Below are 22,444 nucleotides of genomic sequence, written 5' to 3' on the forward strand. Positions count from 1 at the left end.
TCTATTTTAAACTCTCTCAACTTGTTCGGCCAGAGTATACAGCATTTCAATCTCTTCGGGCCATCTGTCAGTATTTGGTGTCTCCAGTATCATAGGGATCTCATCAAGGCGGCCATCCTGCATGAGTAGCTCAAAGGCTCTCATCCCGATTTTACCCTCTCCTATATTGTCATGTCTGTCTACACGGCTGCCCAGCTCTTTTTTGGAATCATTCAGATGCATTCCCTTCAGATATTCGAAGCCGATAGTTTGCTCAAACTCATCCCACATTGCAGTGTATCCCTCGTCGGTTGAGAGATCATAACCCGCAGCAAAAGCGTGACACGTATCAATACAAACACCGATCCGGCTCTTATCCTCAACGCCTTCGATAATAGACGCAAGATATTCAAACTTATAGCCAATACTGGTGCCCTGTCCGGCTGTATTTTCAATAACAGCTGTTACATTCTCAGTCTGATCCAGTGCCCGGTTTATAGACTCTGAATTACGCTGAAGGCATTCCTCTATGGTAATTTTGTTCAAGTGATTACCGGGATGAAAATTCAGCAGTTTAATCCCCAGCTGCTCACATCGCTGCATCTCGTCCAAAAAACCGTTGCGCGATTTTTTGAGCTGATCACTCTCGGGATGGCCTAAATTAATCAGATAGCTGTCGTGAGGCATTACATAATCCATCGGATAGGAAAACTGCTCGCAACGCTCTTTGAAGCCGTCAATATTCTCTCTGGTGAGCGGAGGCGCCTCCCACCGCCGCTGATTTTTTGTAAAGAGAGCAAACGCCTTTGCCCCTATTTTATTAGCCCGTTCCGGGGCATTTTCTACTCCACCTGCTGCGCTGACATGAGCACCAATATATTTCATCAATAAAAAATTTTAGGATTGAATGATTAATGAAGAAGAAAAGGAAAAAAATGTCGAAGTGGAAACCGTGAAGTGATTTTTTACCACTTAGTCACTGAGTGCACTAAAGTTGTCAGAAAGAGCACGGGGGATTAAATGACCTTCAAGAATAAATGCAAATAGGGACTCATGAATTACTGGTTTCTTTTAAAAGCAACTAGAATCGTAAATTTTTAAAGCCAACTTTTCTTCTAAGATTTATCAATAGCGCGGGATTAATTCCCGCGCTAGCCATATTCTTACCTCAAAGAATATTTAATCAAAAAAAGCACTTAGAGTGTATAACTGCATAAGAATCTCATACTTCTGCTCCAATCGTTTGAGGGCATTGAAAACCTTCTGTTCATAAAATCGATAATAGCCCCGCGTTTAACGCCGGGGCTATCGAAAGCAAAGTAATCAAATGTAGTCCCCCCCCCATTATTGTTACCTTGCTAAATACGTATATCTTGAAAGCAATTTGCGGCGGGCACAGGGAGTTTTGCAAAACATAATACCATCACAAACAATGATTTACCCCGATCGCTGACTACTTATGTCCAGGCTCCCAAAATCAATCCCATCACTGTAAAAGATACAGTCCAGTAACCGCCATTTATAAATATATATTTCCAGGATTTTTGTTCGTATAAGCTGTTTACGGCCAAAGCAAAGAAAATCCATCCGAAGCCTGCCAAAAAGCCGTAAAATGCACCAGCTCCGGCATTCATTTGAGCTGCGGCTTCGGGCGATCCCGTTAAAAACATTGCCAGATTAAACGCCATAATGAATTCAAAGACAAAGGAAAGACCAAATATCTTACCCATATTACCTTTCTCTTCAATCTCCTCTTCGGTAACTCCCACAGCCGACAACCATGCCTTGCCAAAAAGCGGTCCATACCAAAGCCAACCAACTAAAAAGGTAGAAAGAGTAGCCACAATTACTGCCAAAAAATTGATGTTCGATAAGTCCATAATTTTTACACCCCATATCATTTTAATGATTTATAGAATTCCCAACGACTATCTTATGCTGTGGGAAACATTTGCACTATCTAATTATTTGAGGAAAAGATCAATTAGAAAAACTTAAGGCAAATTTTTTATCCTAATAAAAACGGGCGTTTAAACGATCTGTCAATAAATTAAATAATCTATCTTCAATTATGGGCAGTATCAGAATCTTTCTGATTGTGAGACTTTTTGTCTCCCTTATTGATCCTTGGAAAAGTTATTATAAAAGTAGCTCCATGACCGTTTCCTTTACTGGTTACGTTTATATCCCCTCCCATTTCAGTGATATAGTTTGCACTTGAATGTAAGCCAAATCCATGTCCATCTTCCTTCGTGGTAAATCCATGTTTAAATATATCATCCAGATTCTCTTGCTGTATCCCCTCTCCACTATCTGTTATGGAAAGATAAATCTTATTTGAATCTTGCCATGTACGGATTACAAGCTTTTTCTCTTCGCTATCAAAACTCTCCATTGACTCTTTGGCATTTTTAAAGATATTCACCAGTACATGGATAAGTTTTGATCGATGAGCCTCAACAAAATCTACAGGTTCAAATTCCTTTTCTATATCTATACCATGCCTCTGAATAGATCCCGCTTGTAAAGCAAGGGCATCATTCACAATCTCTGGGATTGAAATCTCGTCATCATGCATCCTTGGCCCAACATAACTTTGCTGGGCTGCTATAGCATCATTAATTAATCCTATCTTTTTGATAAGACGATTTGAATGTTCTAAAACTTTAGCTCGCTCATTTTTCAGAGGCTTTTCAAGTTTCAGGTAATAATGCATCAATTTCTGCCCCTTGGGATTATTGGCAATGAATTCCTCAATATGATCGATGTGCTCTCGTAGAAGAGTATTGGCTTCCTCTAAACGTTCCAGCTTAGATTTTTTAGCGGTACTCATAATTAAAGAGGCCGAAGTGTTCACACTGTTTAGTATATTTCCCACATTGTGAAGGATTCCCGATGCGATATCAGCCATTCCCGCCTTGTGAGCCTTTTCAACCAGTTCGTTTTTGGTCTCCTCCAGCTCCTCTATGGTTTCATTCAGCAGATTATTCTTTTCTTCCAATTCTACTTTTATTTCAGCCAAACGACGAGTCTGTTTATAGAAGATTCCGGCGGAACTATAAATATATCCCAATAGTGCAATCATGGCTGAAATTTCTATATAAAACGGGGCGTTCAAATCAGTCTCAAAGCCTGTAAAAAATCCGCCAATCAAGATTCCCAATACATATAGTCCCATCCCCTTAAGCAGTTGAAGACGTCCTCCTACCATAATATGGTTAAGAACAGTAGACGCCAGGAAAGCAAATGATACCCAAAGTGAAAAGTAAATAAAAGATGTCCAGATCCCAAGCATTAACGCATCAAACATCATAGCTCCAACTTCAATCATCTTCTGCCTGGGAAATATTTTTGACACCAAAAGTACCAGATGAGGATATACAAGAAAGTATATGGCCATATAAAGAAAATACCAGGATGACCAGTCCTTGGTAATGACTAACAATGAGACCAACACAAAGCTCGCAGCGAATCCTATTATCCGGGGAACGTAATTAGATTTCGCAAGGCGATGAGCCTTACCTAACGATGCATAGAATCCATTTAAGCTATTCGCCTCTGAGGAGCCATCTTTTGAAAACCCCAAAATTAATACCATAGTTATAAGTGTCACTGAAAAATTATATATCACAAAAATCCAGACATAAATCAGGTTTCATAAATAACACTACACCCGGTGTTATATATAATAAACCAAAAATATTTTGTACTTATTTTCTTTCCGCTCATTGTCTTATTCCTCAGGGTATTAAAGTCTGCATAGATGTTAAAATCAAATCCGTTCAGCTACTTCTTATTTGAAAAGTTCAAGATAAATGTAGCGCCTTTGTCCTTCCCCTCACTTTTGACCATAATTTCACCTCCCATCTCAGTCATATAGTTGGCACAGGTATGTAAACCATACCCGTGGCCTTCTTTCTTAGTAGTGAAACCATGATTAAATATTTTATTTAGATTTTCATTACTTATACCTTCTCCTTTGTCAGATATCGACAGAGAAACACTATCTTCATCCTGATAGGTACGTATAGTAATTTTTTTCTCTCCGATATTTTTCTTAGCCATAGCTTCCTTTGCATTGCTGAATAAATTAATCAAAATGTGGATAAGTTTACTTTTCTGCACCCTTACCTCGTCAGTATTAGCAAACTCTTTTTCGATATCTAGATCATGTCGTTCTATGCTACCGGCTTGTAGCGTCAGGGTGTCTTCGACTATTTCTTCCAGTTGAACCTTTTCGCTAATTCTTCCCACCTTTGCAAAATCTTGCTGTGCATCAATGACTTCCAGCATAAGCTGAACCTTATCTGTCAACCGGTTACAGTGAGCCTGAAGCTTTTCATACTCTTTACCCATCGGATCATCAAGCTTCAAATAATAGTGAAGCAATTTCATACCGCGTGGATCCTCAAACAAAAACTCTTTTAAATTATCTTTATTATTATCCAATAACTCATTGGCTTGCAGAAACTTAGGGATCTTAGAATTTCTTAGTGTTTCATTAAGGACGGTCGTAGAAATATTTACGCTATTCAAAATATTTCCAATGTTATGCAGTACACCTGTAGCAAGATCTGCCATCCCGGCCTTGTGGGCTTTTTGCATTAACGTACTCCTTGTTTTCTTTAGCTCTTTTAATGCTGATTCCAGATCCTCATTTTTTTGCTTTAATTCAGAAGTACGCTCTGAGACTTCCTTCTCCAGTAACCTGTTCCTTTCCTGAATACTGTGTATACGATATCGATATATCAGAACTAAACCACCGACGATAAATAAACCCGAAAACAGATAAAACCAAGATGTTCTCCAAAACGGCGGTGGAATCACTAACGTTAGCATGTCTGTTTCCTCTCCCCATACCTCAAAACTGTTTGCAGCTTTTAATTTAAACTCATACTCCCCTGGATCCAGGTTGGTATAGGTAGCTGATCGCTGTCCGCCCACATAGTTCCACTCATCATCAAATCCTTCTAATTTATATGCAAACTGCATGTTCTTCTTTGGACTAAAATCCAATGCCACATAATTAAAAGTAAGGACACTGGCATCAGGGGATAACACCAAACGATCTGTTTGACTGATATGCTTTTTAAGCGGTGAATCGCCACCCACGGGTACTGATTTATTAAACATCTGCAGATCGGTCAGTACTACAGGAGCCACTTCCTGTCCCAGCTTTACACTATCGGGATGGAACCGATTAAAGCCGTTCACGCCCCCAAAATACATATACCCCTCCCGGTCTTTATAATAAGCCCCTTCATTGAACTCCAAACTCTGTAAGTTATCTTCAAGTCCGAAGTTGGTAAACGTTTCTGCTCCAATATCGAACTTAGTGATTCCGTTATTTGTGCTAACCCATAAATTGCCGTGATCATCTTCAAGGATACCATTAACAATATTACTTGGTAACCCCTGCTTCTTCGAATAGGTTTGAATCTCATGCGTTTGTTGATCAAATAGCTTTAATCCTGCTCCCCGGGTGGCGAGCCAAAAGTTCTCTTCCGAATCTTCATGCATAGAATGGACAACACTGCTGTGCAAGTCTCCGGTATTGATATTGATAAATTCAAACTCCTCGGTCTCTCTATCGAATTTGGTCAACCTCCCGCCATACGTTCCAATCCAAAAATTTCCGTTGCTATCTTCATAAAAACTTCTGATATCGTCATTGTCGATTGTGGTGGAATCTTCTTCATTTTGCATATACCGAACAAACTCTTCAGATTCCGGCCGCAACATGTTTACGCCTCCACCATTCGTGCCAATCCATAACCGATCTTTTTTGTCAACATAAAGTTCAAAAATATCGTTACTGCTTAAACTTGTGGAATCGGATGGATCATGCTGGTAATGGCTGAAGGTTTCCTTTTCAACATTAAAGAGACTGAGTCCTCCGTTGTAAGTCCCCAACCAAACACGCTCATTATCGGGATGTGTCTTCAGGTCTAAAACAACATTGCTGGGAATGCTGTTGCTATTCCCCTTCTCGTGCTTTAAAGCTGAAAAATGTCCTGTCTCTCTGTCGAAAAAATTAATCCCACCTCCGTCGGTACCGATAAGAATTCTACCGTTCGGGGTTTCCAAAAAACTACGCACTGAATTATGGCTGAGACTGGACGACCGGTTGGGATCATTCTTATAGTGATAAATTTGGGGATCTCTTTTTTCAGTATAATTCACACCTCCCGCAAATGTACCGACCCACATCCTGCCATCAGCCGCGTAAATACTATTAATACCATTATTATTGATGCTGTTTGGATCATTCGTGTCGTACTGATGATTGTGAAATTCATTACTTGAGCGATCAAATAAACTAAGTCCGTGATTGCCCGTACCTACCCACAGGATACCTTCGCTATCTTCGTCTATGGCATAAATGGTATTTCCGCCAATACTATTGGGATCATCTTGATCAGGCAGATATTTTTTAAACTCTTTATTTTCATAGTCATAATAATTCAATCCTCCCCCCTCCGTTCCAATCCATAATCGGCCTGTTTGATCCTCATATATTGTGGTAATATGATTGTCACCAATACTTCCCGGATCTTGAGGATCGTTCATAAATCGGCTGAACTTTCCCGTTTCTCGATCCAAAATATTCAACCCATTTTCTGTACCAATCCATAAATTTTCTTTGCTGTCTTCATAAATAGAAGTAACCTGATTTGAGCTTATACTATTAGGATCATCTTTGCGGTTAGTATAATGGGTTACTTTTGACAAGTAATTTTCATCCTTTTCTCCGTCTCTCTCCATCAGGTTTAACCCCCAGCTGGTACCAACCCAGAAATTGCCGAGTCGATCTTCATAGATATCCCAAATTGAATTATCGCTTAGCGTTTGCTGCGGATGATCGATATCCCCTTTAAAACGAATGAAACGATCGCCTTGCCGGTCATAGAGATTGATACCTCCTCCTAATGTACCCACCCAAAGATTTCCTTTGCTATCTTCATATAGGCTTCTGATTTCGTACAGGCTTATGCTATGCGGATCTTCTGGCTCGTGAGTATAAGTAGTGATATTATAGCCGTTATACTTGTTCAAGCCATCTTGTGTAGCAAACCACATATACCCAGCACTGTCTTGCAAAATAGAGTATACCGAACTCTGGGATAATCCATCTTCGGGAGTAATGTAATGAAACTGCACGTTCCCTTGCTCCTGTCCCTTCACCTCTAAAGCAAAAAGCAAAAAAAATATTATAGGTATAAAACGATATAAACTACGTATAATCAAAAATAAGGATTTCTTTAACTATTATTGTCACTCTACAATGCTTTGTCACTGTCTTGAGGAAAGTGCAGGGTAAAAGTTGCTCCCTTATTCTTTCCGTCACTTTCTACTGTTATTTTGCCCCCCATCTCAGCCATATAATTGGCACTACTATGAAGTCCGAATCCATGCCCATCTTGTTTAGTCGTAAATTCCTGGGTGAAAATTTTACCTAAATTCTCTTTTTTTATACCCATTCCATTATCGCTGATAGACAGATAAACCCAATCACCGTCCTGCCAGGATTTTATCTTAATTTTTCTATTATCCGGTGCATTTTTTTTCATGGATTCCTTGGCATTTTTAAAAATATTGACGAGCACGTGAATGAGTTTTGAACGATGAGCCATAATAGAATCCACCGGTTTTAAATCTTTTTCAATATCTAACCCGTGGCGCTCGATTGACCCGGCCTGTAATGCCAAGGCGTTATCGATCATCTCTGAAAGTGAAGTTTCATCAGCATACATGCTTGCACCTGCATAATTCTGCTGAGCGGCAATAGCTTCGTTAATTAGCTCAATCTTTTCGATCAGCCGTTCTGATTGCTTAAGTACTTTTTGCCTCTCATCCCTTAGTGGCTCCTCAAGCTTTAGATAATATTGCATAATCTTTTTTCCCTTGGGATGATTAGCAATAAACTGATCAAGCTGGTCGATATTCTCACGCAGGATAGCATTGGCCTGCTCCAGTCCCTCCAGTTTTGACCTCTTCATTGTATTTTCGATGAGCGTAGCCGAAGTATTTACACTGTTTAGAATATTTCCAACGTTGTGTAAAATACCAGTAGCCAGATCGGCCATACCCGCTTTATGGGCTTTTTCCACCAGTTCGTCTTTTGTCTTTTCGAGCTCCTCGAGTGCCTCTTTCAGCTCTTCGTTTCTTTCATTCAGCTCCAATGTACGATCTGCCACTTCTTTTTCAAGCCTCTTACTATATTCTTTAATACTTCGTACACGCATCCGGTACCCTGCAAATATCACCCCTGCAATAAACAAACCTGCCAGTAAATAAAACCAAGTAGTTTGCCAGAAAGGGGGCGTAATTACCAGTGCAAGCGAGGTACCTTCCTCATTCCAAATCCCGTCATTATTCGAAGCTTTTACCCGAAAAGTATATTTACCGGGTGAAAGTTCGGTGTAGGTTACAAAATTGCGATTATTTATATAGTTCCAGTTGTCATCAAATCCTTCCAGTTTATAGGCATACTGGTTTTTTTCCGGGATGGTAAAATTCAAAGCCGCAAATTCAAAAGAAATAAGATTGTCTGAATGAGAGAGGGTAAGTGTATCAGTATAGGTTATTGATTTTTCTAATATTTCCCTGGTGTCCCCACTTTTTTCAAAGTTTTTTTGAACGGGCACTGACTCATTAAAAAGCTGAAAATCCGTTATAACAACCGGCGGTGGATGGGGATTCCCTCTAAGCTCAGAAGGGAAAAAGGAATTGAAGCCATTTGTGCCCCCCATATAAATTTTACCGGTCGATGATGTGAAAGCGGCACCGGCATTAAATTCATTACCCTGTAACCCATCTCTTTTATCGAAAATACTAAATGTCTCTGTTTCTGAATCCCAAACGGCCAGTCCCAATGTTGTCCCCAAGTAAATTGTTCCGTTCTCATCTTCTGTTATCCCCCAAATTGTATCATCAGGCAATCCATCTGATCTGGAAAAATAGTTCAGGATTTCATGAGACTCAGTATCTAGCACGTTTACTCCCATGGCTGTACCCACCCAAAGACGTCCGTTCGAGTCCTCATGGATATCCATTACAGAACTATTATCAAGGCTGTGCGGGTTATCCGAAGAAAAGGGAAAGCTTTTAAAATTATTACTATCCGGCTGGTATATATTCAATCCTCTTCGAGTACCAACCCAAATTTGATTATTACGATCGACGTAAATTTCGGTGACAGATGAGGCTTTTAAGCTATTCGGATCATCAGGATCGTGATCGAAATGCGTGAAATTTCCCGTCTCGGGATTTAGTATATCAAGCCCTCGGCCGATTGTAGCGATCCAAACTTTGCCTGTGGAGTCGATATCAAGGCTCCACAAGGTGTTATAACTAAGTGAATTGGGATTATCGGATTCGTGTACGAAACGTTCTACATTGCGAGTATTGGGATTCAGTTTATTGACTCCTTTGATAGTAGCCATCCATATATTTCCGGAGGAATCCATCTCTAGGTTAAAGACACGATTACTGCTTATAGAATTTTCATTGTTTGGGTCATGAACAAAATGATCGAACTCTTCGGTTTCGGGATCAAATCTGTTTAATCCTCCATCGGTACCTATCCAAATATTATGATTTTTATCTTCTAAAAAATCCCAAACATTGTTGTCACTTATACTACTTTCTGTTTCAGGTCTGTCGAAATAATGTTTGATCCCTTTTTTATAATAGCTAAACTTGTTGATACCAGTTGACCAGGTCCCAATCCATACTGTATTGTGCTTATCTTCATATATGCTGTGAATACGATTTGAGCCGATGCTTTGCTTATCCCTGGAGTCTGACTTAAACCGAATAAAATCTCTGGTTTCCGGCTGGTAAAGATTTAACCCGTTTTCTGTACCTATCCATAAGTTAGCTCGACTGTCCTGATAAATAGCATTAATGGTGTTATCACTTAATGAGGAAGGATTGTTAGTCTCATTTCGATAGGCTGTGGCGCTATTACGTTCCGGGCTTATTTGGAATAAACCGGATTCAGTGCCAATCCACAGATAGCCGGCATCATCTTCGTGAATAGCCTTTACTATCTTATCATTTAACAAGGCTATTTCACTATCAACCAACTGCTCATTTTCCTGATCAACATAAAACATACCTCGTCCAAAAGTACCGGCCCATAAATCTCCCTGTTTGTCTTTAAATACATCCTGAAAATTACTTTCTCCGTCCTCAATAAAAAGATGGGCAAAAACCCCTTCTTCCTTATCAAGCAGTTTGTTTAATCCATTGTCCGTAGCTATCCAAACAGCACCATCTGTATCGCAGTATGTTGCATTAACCGTATTGCTGCTTATACTCTTAGGGCCATCCTCTGCATAATATCGGCGAAACTGCTCAGTTTTAAGATTGAAATAAGTAAGCCCATTGATTGTAGCAATCCACAGATTTCCCTCTGAATCTTTGCAAATATCAGTAATTTGTTTGTTACTAAGGCTATTGCTATCAACGAGGTCACTCTGATAAACCGTTATTTTCTGTCCGTCATAACGATTTAACCCTCCCACCGTTCCAAACCACATAAAACCTTTATTATCCTGGATAATGGCAGAAACAGAAGCTTGAGAAAGCCCGTCTTCAAGACCTAAATGCTTAAACTGAAAAGAGTTTTCTTGCGAGTAAGCCGGAAGAGCTGATATATGAACCACTCCATATAAAAAGCATATAGGCAATATATATTTTAATACTTGCTTCATATTTTGTTTGCCAACGATCCAAATGGATTTGTTGTAACGAACTTAACGTACATATCAATTTGCTGGTATAAACTTACAGATCCTTATTGACTGCTGTAAGCCATACAGGGAAAAGTTAGAATAAAAGTGGTCCCCATCCCTTCTCCTTCACTTTCAACTGTAAGCTCACCTCCCATCTCAGCCATGTAATTGGCGCTGCTGTGTAATCCGAATCCGTGACCACTTTCTTTAGTGGTAAATCCTTGCGTAAAAATTTTATCAAGATGTTCTTGACGTATCCCAATCCCATTATCAGAAATAGAAAGGCAAACTTTATTGTCGGTCTGCCAGGTTTTAATAGAAATCTTTTTCTGGCCGGCGGGTACATCAGTCATTGCCTCCTTGGCATTTTTGAAAATATTCACCAATACGTGAATCAACTTTGCACGTTGAATCATAATTGGTTTTGTGGACCCAAAATCCTTTTCAATAGTTAAGCCATGTTTTTCAATAGACCCTGCCTGCAGGGCCAGCGCGTTATCAACCAATTCCGAAAGCGAAGTTTCATCAGCTTCCATATTTGTGCCTGCATAACTTTGCTGGGCAGAAATAGCATCATTGATAAGCTCAATTTTTTTTATCAGACGCTTTGACTGCTTAAGCATTCTATCTTGTTCCTTGATCAACGGTTCTTCAAGCTTCAGGTAATAGCGAATCAAATCTTTACTTTTGGGATGATTTGTAATAAAGCCCTCAATATCATCAGCATGTTTCCTTAGAATAGTATTGGCTCGACTAAGTCCTTCTAGCTTCGACTGCTGTATAGTATCTGTAATCAAGGCTGCCGAAGTGTTTACGCTGTTCAGTATATTACCCACATTGTGTAATACTCCAGAGGCAATATCAGCCATGCCCGCCTTGTGTGCCTTTTCCACCAACTCATTACGCGTTTCCTTAAGCTCCTGAAGTAACTCTTCCAGATGTTCATTCTTATCAGCAAGCTCTTTATTTTTTCGATCAAGTTCGGAGGTTCGCTCTTTAACTTCCTTCTCAAGACGTTTGTTACGGGCCTTTATGCTGCGAAGCCTGTATTGGTATCCACCCCAAAAAACACCTGTCATAAATATAGCAGACAATATGTAAAACCATGTTGTTTGCCAGAAAGGCGGCGTTATTGTCAGGTCCAGGCTCGTTCCCTTTTCGTTCCAAACCCCATCATTATTAGCAGCCTTAACCCGGAAAGTATAATCCCCTGGTGAGAGATCAGTATAGGTGGCAAAGTTTCGACTTCCCACATAATTCCACTCTTTCTCAAACCCCTCCATCTTGTAGGCAAACTGATTTTTTTCTGGAATAGAATAGTCAAGGGCGGCAAATTTAAACGAAAAAACTTTATCGGTGTGGGAGAGCTTCAGATAGTCGGTATACGAGATATTTTTGTTTAAATAATTTCCGCCATTAAATTTTCCAATCGGCACAGGTTCATTAAATAGTTCAAAACCAGTAATGACTACCGGAGGTTTGCGAGTATTTCTTCTAATACTATCGGGATGGAAAGAGTTAAAACCGTTAATTCCGCCAAAATACATCTGTCCGTCAGATGCTTTTAGTGCTGCTCCAATATTAAACTCATTGTCCTGCAGACCATCTCGGACATCGTAATTTGAAAATGTTTCCTGATCGGGATTAAACTTAGAAAGGCCGAAATTCGTACTTAAAAACAAATTGCCATGGTCATCCTCAGCAATGGCATAAATAGTGTTATCAGGCAAGCCATCCTTTTCAGTATAATATGTAAAGGATTCAGTATCACGATGATAACGATTCAATCCTTTGGAAGTCCCAATCCACAGCCTACCTTTTGAATCTTCACAAATACTGGTGATTAGTGAATTACTTATACTTGTTGTATCATTTAAATCATCTTTATACTGAATAAAGTATTCTCCTTCCTCAACGAAACGATTTAAGCCAGAGTAAGTGCCAACCCATAATGTTCCTTCGCTGTCTCGATAAATTGCAGAAACATTTTGTCCGCTCAAGCTGGATGAGTCCTGTGTATCAGATTTATAGTGACTAAAGCGGCCCGTTCCACGATCTAATTTATTCAAACCGTTACCGCTGGTTCCTGCCCAAATGGTTTCCCCGTCATTATCAACCCAAAGCGAGAGCAGTACATCGTGTGAAATACTAGCCGGATCGTCAGAATTATGCGTATAACTTTTAATATCCCTATTCCGGATATTGTATCGTTTTAATCCCTCTGAACTGGCTAGCCACAGATTTCCGTTACTATCCCCCTGAAGTTCAACTACTACATCTCCTGAGGCACCACTAATATCCGTCTGAAACTTCTCTGCAGCGGGATCAAATCTGTTTAGTCCCCCATTGGTTACAAACCATATATTCTGCTGGTCATCTTCCCAAAATGACCAAACATTTCCGTCGCTGCTTTCATTATGAAAATCTCGTCCATTCTTATAATGGACAAACCCTTTTGAATTAAAATTGTATAGGTTAACTCCGCCGGTCCAGTTCCCCACCCAGAGGATATTTTGATCATCTTCATATATCGAACTAATACGATTACCGATTAAGCTTTGCGGATCAGAAGAACTGTGTTTGTATGTGTAAAAACGATCCTCATCATAATCATAGAGATTAAGCCCATTTTCAGTGCCGATCCACAGACGTCCTTTGCTGTCCTGTAAAAAACTCTGTATATCGTCGTTACTTAATGTGCTCGAATCAGAAAAATAGCTTTCTATTCTATTTCTGTCGACACTAATTTTTTTCAATCCCTCTGTTGTACCAATCCACAAGGTCCCCCGTCCATCTTCGTAAATCTCATTTATAAAGTCGTTACTTAATGATGAAGGTCGATCTGAAAAGTTGTGATATGGTACCAATTCCTGCTTTTTACGATCAAATATCATTAAGCCATTACCTCCAGTACCCACCCACAATTCCCCAGCATGATCTTCAAAAACAACAGAAAGGTCAGTAGCTTCAAAACGATCAAAATGATCTTTTTCCGGTAAATAGCGATTTAATCCACTTACAGTTGTCACCCAAAGAGTACCATTAGAATCCACTAGTAGATCAGTAGTTGAATTATTGCTCAGGCTGTGGGAGTCATTTTCATCATGCAGATATCTTTTCATTCTGTAAGTTTCCAGGTTTAATCTGGATAACCCGTTATTTGTAGCGGCCCACAGGTATCCGCTGCTATCCGCTTCAAAGCTATTAACAAATCCGCTGCTCATGCTGTTTGGATTGTCAACTTCGCTCTTAAAAGATTTAAATTCTTTTCCATCATACCTGTTAATACCATCCAGAGTTGCTAGCCAGATAAAGCCCTTTTTGTCTTGATATATATCAGTAATAGTACTTTGAGTCAGGCCATCCTCAAGTGTAAGGTGGCGGAACTTCATATCTACCGGCTGGGCTATACTTTTTCCGATACTAATAACCAACAACACAATTAGTACTACAAGAATATTAGCAGCTGTAGTCTTTAGCCTTTTCTTTGGATGGAATTGTTTAATTATTTTCGCCATTTGCCAATCTGCATTTATCCATTGAATTATAGCCCGTGCTTGGTCTCTTTTAGATACACTATAAATTAATTTTGGCTTATTATTCTTTGATGCCCAGACAGCTTGAAAACAGGAAATCCTGTTTAAGAAAAGTCATTTTTTGACAATACTGTTTCTTTTAGGGTTCTCATCAACCTTTCTTTATCAACGGGTTTGGGTACATAGTCATCCATTCCGGCATCAAAACACAACTGACGGTCCTCTTCCATCGCTGAGGCTGTCAATGCAATGATGGGAATATGTTCACCGCTTATTTTCTCTGTTTACCGGATGATGGAAGTAGCTTCATAGCCATCCATTTCGGGCATCTGAATGTCCATCAGTACAAAAGCATAATCATTTTCCTCGACAGCTTTAACAGCTTCTATACCTGTCTCGACTATGTCCACTGTAAAGCCTTCTTTTTCAAGAATTTTTCGGGCTACTGTTTGGTTTATATGATTGTCTTCTGCTACTAATATCCTCTGTTTATTTACAAATTCGTCATCAAAAGACTCGGAGCTTGAGGGGGACACTGTCTCTTGAATATCTTTTTCCTCAGCCTTTTCTAATGGTAGTGAAACCCAAAAAGTCGATCCTTTACCCACTTCACTTTCTACCCCTACTTCACCATCCATAAGTTCTGCTAATTGCTTGCATATCGCCAATCCAAGTCCTGTCCCTCCGAATTTGCGGGTAGTAGAAGAGTCAGCCTGGGCAAATGAGTTGAAAATTGTTGATTGTTTCTCCTCTGGTATTCCGGGACCAGTATCAGTGACAGAAAACTTAATCTGATCTTTCTCACTATCACTGTTTATCTTATTAACTGAAAATAAAACTTTCCCGCTTTTAGTAAATTTAACAGCATTGCTGCCATAATTAACCAGTATTTGGCGTATCCTTGTTGGATCACCTGTCGCTTGTGACGGAACATTGTCATCTATTGAATAATCAATTTCCAGGCTATCTGCATCCGAAGAATATGAAATGAGATGAATAACTTCTTCAATAGTATCTTTAATGGTAAAGGGAACCTCCTCTATATCCATCTTGTTAGCTTCCATTTTCGAAAAGTCCAGGATATCATTGATTACCCGCAATAATGATTTAGCACTCGTTTTGACTAATTTAGATAGTTCACGCTGCTCACTGTCCAAATCTGTTTCGAGCAAGAGATCATTCATCCCTATGACGCCATTCATCGGAGTACGAATTTCATGGCTCATATTTGCCAAAAAAGCACTTTTCGTTCTCGTTGCTTCTTCGGCTTTATCCTTCATTTTTTTATAATCTCTAACCAGCTCGTTGAGTTTTTTTGTACGCTCCTCAACCTTTTTCTCAAGCTTCTCGGTATATGCTATGGTCTCTTGCTGCAGTTTCCATTTCGTAGTAAGCGTTAACGCCGTCTGCTTCAACGCGGTAGCATCAAAAGGCTTTTTGATAAATAAAAGCTTATCGGTAGTACCAAGATTTTGGATAATTTCATCCAGTGAATAGTCCGAATAAGCCGTACAAATAACAACTTCAGTATAGGGATACTTATCCCATATTTTCTTAATAGCTTGAATACCGTCGATACCGGGAGGCATCCTGATATCCATGAAGACCAATGAATATGGATCACCTGCTTCATGAGCTTCAGCCACCATTTGCACAGCTTCATTCCCCTGATATGCATGATCTATCTGATAATCAGTTGGAATAGATTTATCCTGCTGATCCGCTGGCGTATCAAAAAGCTCCCCTTCAATTTCTTCTAGTTCACGATCTGCATCGCTGTATGAATTTGATAAAATTGTCTCGATATCTTCATGAATCGATTCATTATCATCTACAATTAGTATATGATTGTACCCCATATATCAGCCCGCCTATTATTGCCTTTTGCTAGTCACTTTTTAGATACTTAAGGAAAATCTAATATTAAAGAAAAACAATATTTGTAAAATAATATAATATTTGTAACAAATATAGTGGAATAATACATTTGGTTTTAACTACTCTCTTGTGCAAATAGCTTATCAATCAGTGCAGTAAAAATTACAACACACCCTCCCTTGGGTTAGGAAGTATCGGCAGAAAAGAAGAATAGTTAAAAACTAAACCATTAGCAGGTCAGTTCACAAGAACCCTACAACAAAAATTGAAAGGATGTAACACTGATTAGGTGTTTAAACCAGTCTTTCTATCCTAACCAGGAAGATTTTACCTCTTATCTATAGATAATTAATAATCATTCTGAAACAAGTCAGCCCAGCCCTGCTGGTCCCCATAATAACATGATGCAACATTAAACATGGTTCTCTTTTCCGAGGTATTACCTTGCTCAAATCTTCACAACCTTGCCCTCAGCTTGCACATAATTGAGAAAATGCTCATATGTTTCATGCTTCGTAATCGTAGAGCTGTCGCCAATCACAATAAGCTTTCGACGGGCACGGGTAAGCGATACGTTAAGGCGGCGGACATCTTCGAGAAAGCCAATCGCATTATTGGCATTACTTCTCGTTAGTGAAATGATCACGACCTCTTTTTCTCTGCCCTGAAAACCATCGACCGATTTAATCTCTAAATCCTCAACATCAATTTTTTGATCAATCAGATCAACCTGATCATTATATGGACTAATTATTGCTATATCTTGAGGTTCCATCCCTGACCTTAAAAGATTGTAGGTCAGCTGTTCCACGATTAATGCTTCCTCGGGATTTTCTTTGGATGTGGAGCCTTGCCGGGTTCGCTCACTGGCATCACGTTCAACGGTGTCTACGTAAACCACCGGCTCGTGTGGATCCAAAATTGGCGCCACCTCGTTGCCAAAAGCATTAACATCTAACTCAAAATCCTCAAGTGTATGATCCTTTACACTTTCATCAGCCGATAAATCTCCGCGGTAAAACTCTTCGTCGGAAAAGGACATAATCTTCTCATGCATCCGGTACTGGACTTCCAGCAAGTTTTTTATATCCGGGTAATTCTCTGCCAAACGTTCAAATAGAGTATCATTAAGCCCCTTTTCAGCTGCCTTTCTGTTTTTCACTGTTGGCGGCAATTGCCGGTGATCACCCGCCATAACTACTTTTTTTGCATGAGTTATAGGCACAAGGCAACTTGGTTCTGTTGCCTGTGTCGCTTCATCAATTACCACAAGATCAAACAACCTATCTCTTAGCAGATCACTGCCGGATGTGCTATTGGTGGTGCAAATCACCTGCTTTTTATCCAGAATTTCATTCACCGCTTGTTCCCGGAGTTCGTCAGCTTCTTCAAAGAGTTGGTCCACTTCTTCCTCTATATCTATCCATCGTGCCATCTCTCTTATGCGTTCTTGCGGCACACCACGGGATCCTTTTCCCTCTTCAGCCAATTTTTTAATCTTCGTATTACTCATTCCACGGCGATATTTTCCCGAAGGACGAGTATACTCATCCTGTTCCTCTTTTTTGGCAAAAGCCTCATCTCTCAGCTTCTCGGCTTGTTGATAGTTCTCATTTTCTTCAATCAGACTGTCCAGGGTATGCTCTTTCAGCTTGGGTGTCACGCGTGCCGGATGTCCCACTCTGACGGCAGATATGCCACGGTCCAGCAAGAAATCCAGGATGTTATCCACAGCAGTGTTAGAAGCAGCAGTAGTCAACACTTTTTGATCATCGGCCACAGCCTGTTCAATTACTTCAATCGCTGTTGTCGTCTTACCGGTGCCTGGCGGCCCGTGTATGAGGTGAAAATCCTTGGCACCCAGCGCATTTGTCACAGCTTTTTTCTGGGATTCATTGAGCTTCTGATTAAACCACTGCTTAATTTCCGTCTCTTTCGGTTTTGCAGGCGAATTAAATCCCACAATAATATTACGAAGTTCGGCAAGTCGACCGTCTGCCTCCTGCAGCGTCTTCAGCGCATCCTTCATTCGCTGATAGGTTATATCGTTAACATACAGATCCATGCGCAGGTCTTTTCTGAATAGGAAACTGCGGGGATTATCAAAGGCAACGGTGATTGAATAATTTGTTTTCTGTACTACCGTTCCCGTGGGATTGTCGCTCATCAGCGGATCTCTGCGCGATACCATTACCAAGTCACCCACGGTAATTTCTGTTTCGGGTAACGGCTCTCCCTGATATTGACGCAGAAATTTAATCAGCTTCCCCTCAAGTGCCATACCTTCGTCACGACCTTTGAGGTGTAAGATAGCTTTGCCCTCAGCTTGTCGGCGCTCGGCTGAGTGGTTACGAATACTTTCTTCATGCTCTCTCATCTCCTGTTCGCGCTCCAGCTCTACAAGTTGACGGAATTCATCGGTATAATTCAGGATCTGCTTTATATTTTCCTGCTCCGCTTCATTAATACTACTGACCGAAACGCGTGAGCGGGCAATTTTCCTACCGTCCAACTGCGAAGCCAACTCTTTGGCTTTGCCATTACCCACTTCTACAAGAGCCCTGCTATCTTCTATATCAATATTACCTATTATTGCCGGATCAATATCCGTTTCTCCGCCAATTGCACCCAGAATATCTCCGGGACCTTGATTTTCAAGCTCAGTGATTAAAATACTGCTCATAATTTAATCTGCTCTTAATACTTTGGTTTAAAAAATGCGTTCTAAGTCATATAAACATCAAAGATAGGTTGAGCAATTCCAAGCCATTCCCTCATCCGAATGCTGGTTTACAAGCGGATGGGTGGATACAAAACCAGCATCTTTTCAATCCATGGGATAGCTGACTAAATTTTCTGCAGCCACTCTCTAGTCCAATCCGGCTCAAATTCAGATAAGTCTTTTTTGCTAAGACTGTCTCTCATTATCTTTTTAATTACCGGATGATCTTCTTTGATCCACCGTTCCATGCGGGGCTTTCCCTTTTCAGGTAATATTCTGGCAACAACACTCCAGCAATCACTAAGAGCTGCTTCTAACATCCTGAACTCCTCTTTATCGCTGTATTCATCCTCCAGCATTGATGCCGTTGCCCAATCCAATAGCTCAATAACTTCTATGCATACCTTTCGATTGGAAAGCATATCCGTTTCACTGAAAGCTGCAACAACAGACCTTTGCTCTAATAAAGAACCTCTTATCCACATCTTGGAATATTTCAGTAATCGGAAGATCTGCTTTTTACCAATGGTACGAAGTGCTATTACAACGCCATCTCTTATACGTTTCCGTGGATCATTTGCCCTTTTTCGAAGCTTGTACAGTAATCCTGCGTCATGATAATCAGAAAGATACTGTCCCAGACCTAAAACACCACAAAGTGCCAAAAATTCATCCGGAGTATTTTCAGGTGCCGCTCTATGATCTAACTGGATGAACTTTTTAAAATCCATGAGCGTACCAACTCTGGCAAAAGCTTTTGCCAGTTCCAGATTAGCTTTTGATTCTGGCAAATGAGAATGCTTTTTCAGATATAGTTCCCACTGACGTGGAGATATGTTCAATAGTTTTAGATCATAGTTTGCCTCTTGTTGCATAAACCCCCCTCTCTTTACTTCAGGAATCTGTCACTATTTTATAATAACAATTAAAGGAATCCTATTCCATCAAAAGTTCTGTATTCTTGGGGGAATAGGAATCTATGCTTAAATTCCAGAGGTTATAAATTTGTTACCAATTTAGTTAGTGAAAGTGTAAATCAAACCTGATTCCTTGAATATTTCCGATTTCCAAAAAACGATACCAATCGACGAAGTTGGTGTTGAAGAAAGGGTAAAACGTCTGAACAGCCGTAGTATAAAAAAAGAATCGAAAATACAGGCCTTAACCCTGGCATTAAGCATGATTGATTTAACAACCCTTGAGGGAATGGATACCCCCGGAAAAGTAATTCAGCTTTGTCAAAAAGCCAAAGAGCCTTATGCCGGACTTCCTGATCTGCCTTCGGTAGCAGCAGTATGTGTTTATCCCAACATGGTAAGTGTTGCCCAGAAAACGTTACGCGGGACCGACATAAATGTAGCCAGTGTCGCTACGGCTTTCCCCAGCGGTATGAGCACACTTGAAGCCAAGATTGAAGAAACAAAAAAAGCTGTAGAAGATGGCGCTGATGAGGTCGATATGGTCATCTCTCGCGGTGAATTTCTAAAGGGTAATTACGGATATGTATATGATGAAATTGCGGCCGTCAAAGAAGCGTGTGGCGAAGCTCATCTCAAGGTAATTCTGGAAACGGGTGAATTACAAACATACGAAAATGTACGGAAAGCCAGCGACTTGGCTATGCATGCCGGTGCTGATTTTATAAAAACATCCACTGGAAAGATGAAACCCGCTGCCACACAACCAGTTACACTGGTCATGCTCGAAGCAATTAGAGATTATTATTACGACACTGGACAAAAAATCGGGATGAAGCCGGCGGGCGGAATTCGGAAAGCAAAACAAGCGTTGCAATACTTGGTCCTTGTTAAAGAAACCCTTGGTGCAGATTGGCTCACTCCCGAATACTTCCGGTTTGGCGCCAGTTCACTGACCAACGATCTTCTTATGCAGATCGTAAAACAAAAAACGGGCGTCTATCAGGGACCCGATTATTTTTCTAATGATTAATTATCGGCTACATTTTCACTAAATGACCTCTTAATTATATAGAATTTTTCAATATGGCTGATGATAAACAGACTACAGAAACGGTTGAAGAGAAACCTTATAAACCCTCTTCTCCCAGCTCCAAGCTAGATTTTGATGGGCTTTGGGAGTATGATGAAGCTCCTCAAAGTACTGATCACGCCGATTATAAAGATCAGTATGATCTTTTTATCGGAGGGGAATTCATTGCCCCTGAGAAAGGCCGATATTTTGATTCTGTCAATCCAGCTACTGAAGAGGTTTTAACAAGCTTTGCTGAAGCTACTCAGCAAGATGTAGACAAGGCAGTGAAAGCGGCCCGAAAAGCGTATATTAAAACATGGTCAACTCTTGAAGCCAAGGAGCGTGGAAAGTATATCTTTCGACTGGCCCGCCTCATTAAAGAACGAGCACGGGAATTTGCCGTGCTGGAATCGATGGACGGCGGTAAGCCAATCCGTGAATCACGCGATGTTGATGTCCCCTTAGCTGCGGCTCACTTCTTTTACTATGCCGGCTGGGCCGATAAGTTAGAATATGCCTTCCCGGGCAAAAAAGCAGAACCGCTGGGTGTGGCGGGACAAATTATCCCCTGGAATTTTCCGCTGTTAATGCTGGCCTGGAAAATTGCCCCTGCCCTGGCCACGGGTAATACTGTGGTCCTCAAGCCAGCTGAAACCACTTCGTTGACTGCACTAAAGTTTGCAGAGCTGTGTCGGGATGCCGGTCTGCCGGAAGGCGTAGTCAATATTGTTACCGGTGCAGGACAAACAGGATCAGCTATCGTCAATCATGAAGATGTCGATAAAATCGCCTTTACCGGTTCTACTGAAGTCGGCAAAATCATCAAAAAGTCACTGGCCGGTACGGATAAACGCTACACGCTTGAACTCGGCGGTAAGGGACCGAACATCATATTTGAGGATGCTCCCCTTGATCAGGCCGTTGAGGGTATTATAAATGCAATTTTCTTTAATCAGGGGCATGTATGCTGCGCGGGATCTCGCTTATTTGTGCAGGAAGGGATTGCGGATAAGGTAATCCAGAAATTGCGTGATCGTATGGAAACACTTATAGTCGGAGATCCGCTCGACAAAAATACAGATATTGGTGCTATTAACTCTGAACAACAGTACAATAAAATTAATGAGTACCTGGAGATGGGCGTCAATGAAGGAGCGGATATGTATCAAAGCTCTTGCGAAATCCCCGAAAAGGGATATTTCTGCCGCCCAACCCTGTTTACAAATGTGGGACAGTCGAACCGCATTGTGCAGGAAGAAATTTTTGGTCCGGTATTGACGATTCAAACCTTCCGTACAGCAGAAGAAGGAATTGAGAAAGCGAACAATACACCTTACGGACTGGCCGGCGGCGTTTGGACCGATAAAGGATCCAAAATCTTTAAAGTAGGCAGTAAAATCCGCAACGGTGTAGTATGGTCAAATACCTATAACAAATTTGATCCTACATCTCCTTTTGGCGGGTATAAAGAAAGTGGAGAAGGCCGTGAAGGCGGTCTGCAGGGTTTGTATCCCTATGTGAAGTTGAAATAGAATACATATTACGCTAATGAAGCAGATGAGCACAGATTTTACCCGTCTGTGTTATCAGCGTTC

At 40.6% G+C, this 22,444-nt stretch carries 10 protein-coding genes and 1 pseudogene; 2 read left to right on the forward strand and 9 right to left on the reverse strand.

The window, feature by feature from the left end; genetic code table 11:
* Positions 1 to 6: 6 nt before the first annotated feature.
* The 9 genes and pseudogenes from nfo to ACT3ID_RS06400 all read right to left on the reverse strand — a co-directional run bounded on the left by nfo (position 7) and on the right by ACT3ID_RS06400 (position 19,732).
* Complete coding sequence (gene nfo, locus ACT3ID_RS06360) at positions 7 to 864, reverse strand: deoxyribonuclease IV (RefSeq protein WP_491541168.1); 858 nt, start codon at positions 862 to 864, stop codon at positions 7 to 9.
* 572 nt (positions 865 to 1,436) lie between these two features.
* Positions 1,437 to 1,859: a DUF1761 domain-containing protein gene (locus ACT3ID_RS06365; protein WP_491541169.1), complete on the reverse strand. Its 423-nt coding sequence runs from the start codon at positions 1,857 to 1,859 to the stop codon at positions 1,437 to 1,439.
* A 185-nt stretch (positions 1,860 to 2,044) separates the two neighbouring features.
* Complete coding sequence (locus tag ACT3ID_RS06370) at positions 2,045 to 3,577, reverse strand: ATP-binding protein (protein WP_491541473.1); 1,533 nt, start codon at positions 3,575 to 3,577, stop codon at positions 2,045 to 2,047.
* Positions 3,578 to 3,765: 188 nt separating this feature from the next.
* On the reverse strand, positions 3,766 to 7,227 hold the full coding sequence (locus ACT3ID_RS06375; RefSeq protein WP_491541170.1) for a ligand-binding sensor domain-containing protein: 3,462 nt from the start codon (positions 7,225 to 7,227) through the stop codon (positions 3,766 to 3,768).
* A 32-nt stretch (positions 7,228 to 7,259) separates the two neighbouring features.
* Positions 7,260 to 10,700 (reverse strand): two-component regulator propeller domain-containing protein, encoded by a 3,441-nt coding sequence (locus ACT3ID_RS06380; protein WP_491541171.1) that lies wholly within the window; start codon positions 10,698 to 10,700, stop codon positions 7,260 to 7,262.
* Positions 10,701 to 10,783: 83 nt separating this feature from the next.
* Positions 10,784 to 14,239, reverse strand: a complete 3,456-nt coding sequence (locus tag ACT3ID_RS06385; RefSeq protein ID WP_491541172.1) for a ligand-binding sensor domain-containing protein — start codon at positions 14,237 to 14,239, stop codon at positions 10,784 to 10,786.
* Positions 14,240 to 14,361: 122 nt separating this feature from the next.
* Positions 14,362 to 16,116: pseudogene (locus tag ACT3ID_RS06390) on the reverse strand (response regulator).
* 467 nt (positions 16,117 to 16,583) lie between these two features.
* On the reverse strand, positions 16,584 to 18,818 hold the full coding sequence (locus ACT3ID_RS06395) for an IGHMBP2 family helicase (RefSeq protein WP_491541173.1): 2,235 nt from the start codon (positions 18,816 to 18,818) through the stop codon (positions 16,584 to 16,586).
* Between the two features lie 164 nt (positions 18,819 to 18,982).
* The gene (locus ACT3ID_RS06400; protein WP_491541174.1) at positions 18,983 to 19,732 is read right to left on the reverse strand and encodes a hypothetical protein; all 750 of its coding nucleotides are present in this window, start codon (positions 19,730 to 19,732) and stop codon (positions 18,983 to 18,985) included.
* A 175-nt stretch (positions 19,733 to 19,907) separates the two neighbouring features.
* On the opposite strand from ACT3ID_RS06400, the gene deoC reads away from it, so the two are divergent.
* Both deoC and ACT3ID_RS06410 read left to right on the forward strand, forming a co-directional pair.
* Entirely contained in the window at positions 19,908 to 20,807 is a 900-nt protein-coding gene (deoC, locus tag ACT3ID_RS06405; RefSeq protein WP_491541175.1) for a deoxyribose-phosphate aldolase, read from the forward strand.
* Between the two features lie 53 nt (positions 20,808 to 20,860).
* On the forward strand, positions 20,861 to 22,381 hold the full coding sequence (locus ACT3ID_RS06410) for an aldehyde dehydrogenase family protein (RefSeq protein WP_491541176.1): 1,521 nt from the start codon (positions 20,861 to 20,863) through the stop codon (positions 22,379 to 22,381).
* Positions 22,382 to 22,444 lie beyond the last annotated feature (63 nt).

The sequence above is a fragment of the Fodinibius sp. GM108 genome, assembly GCF_058386985.1.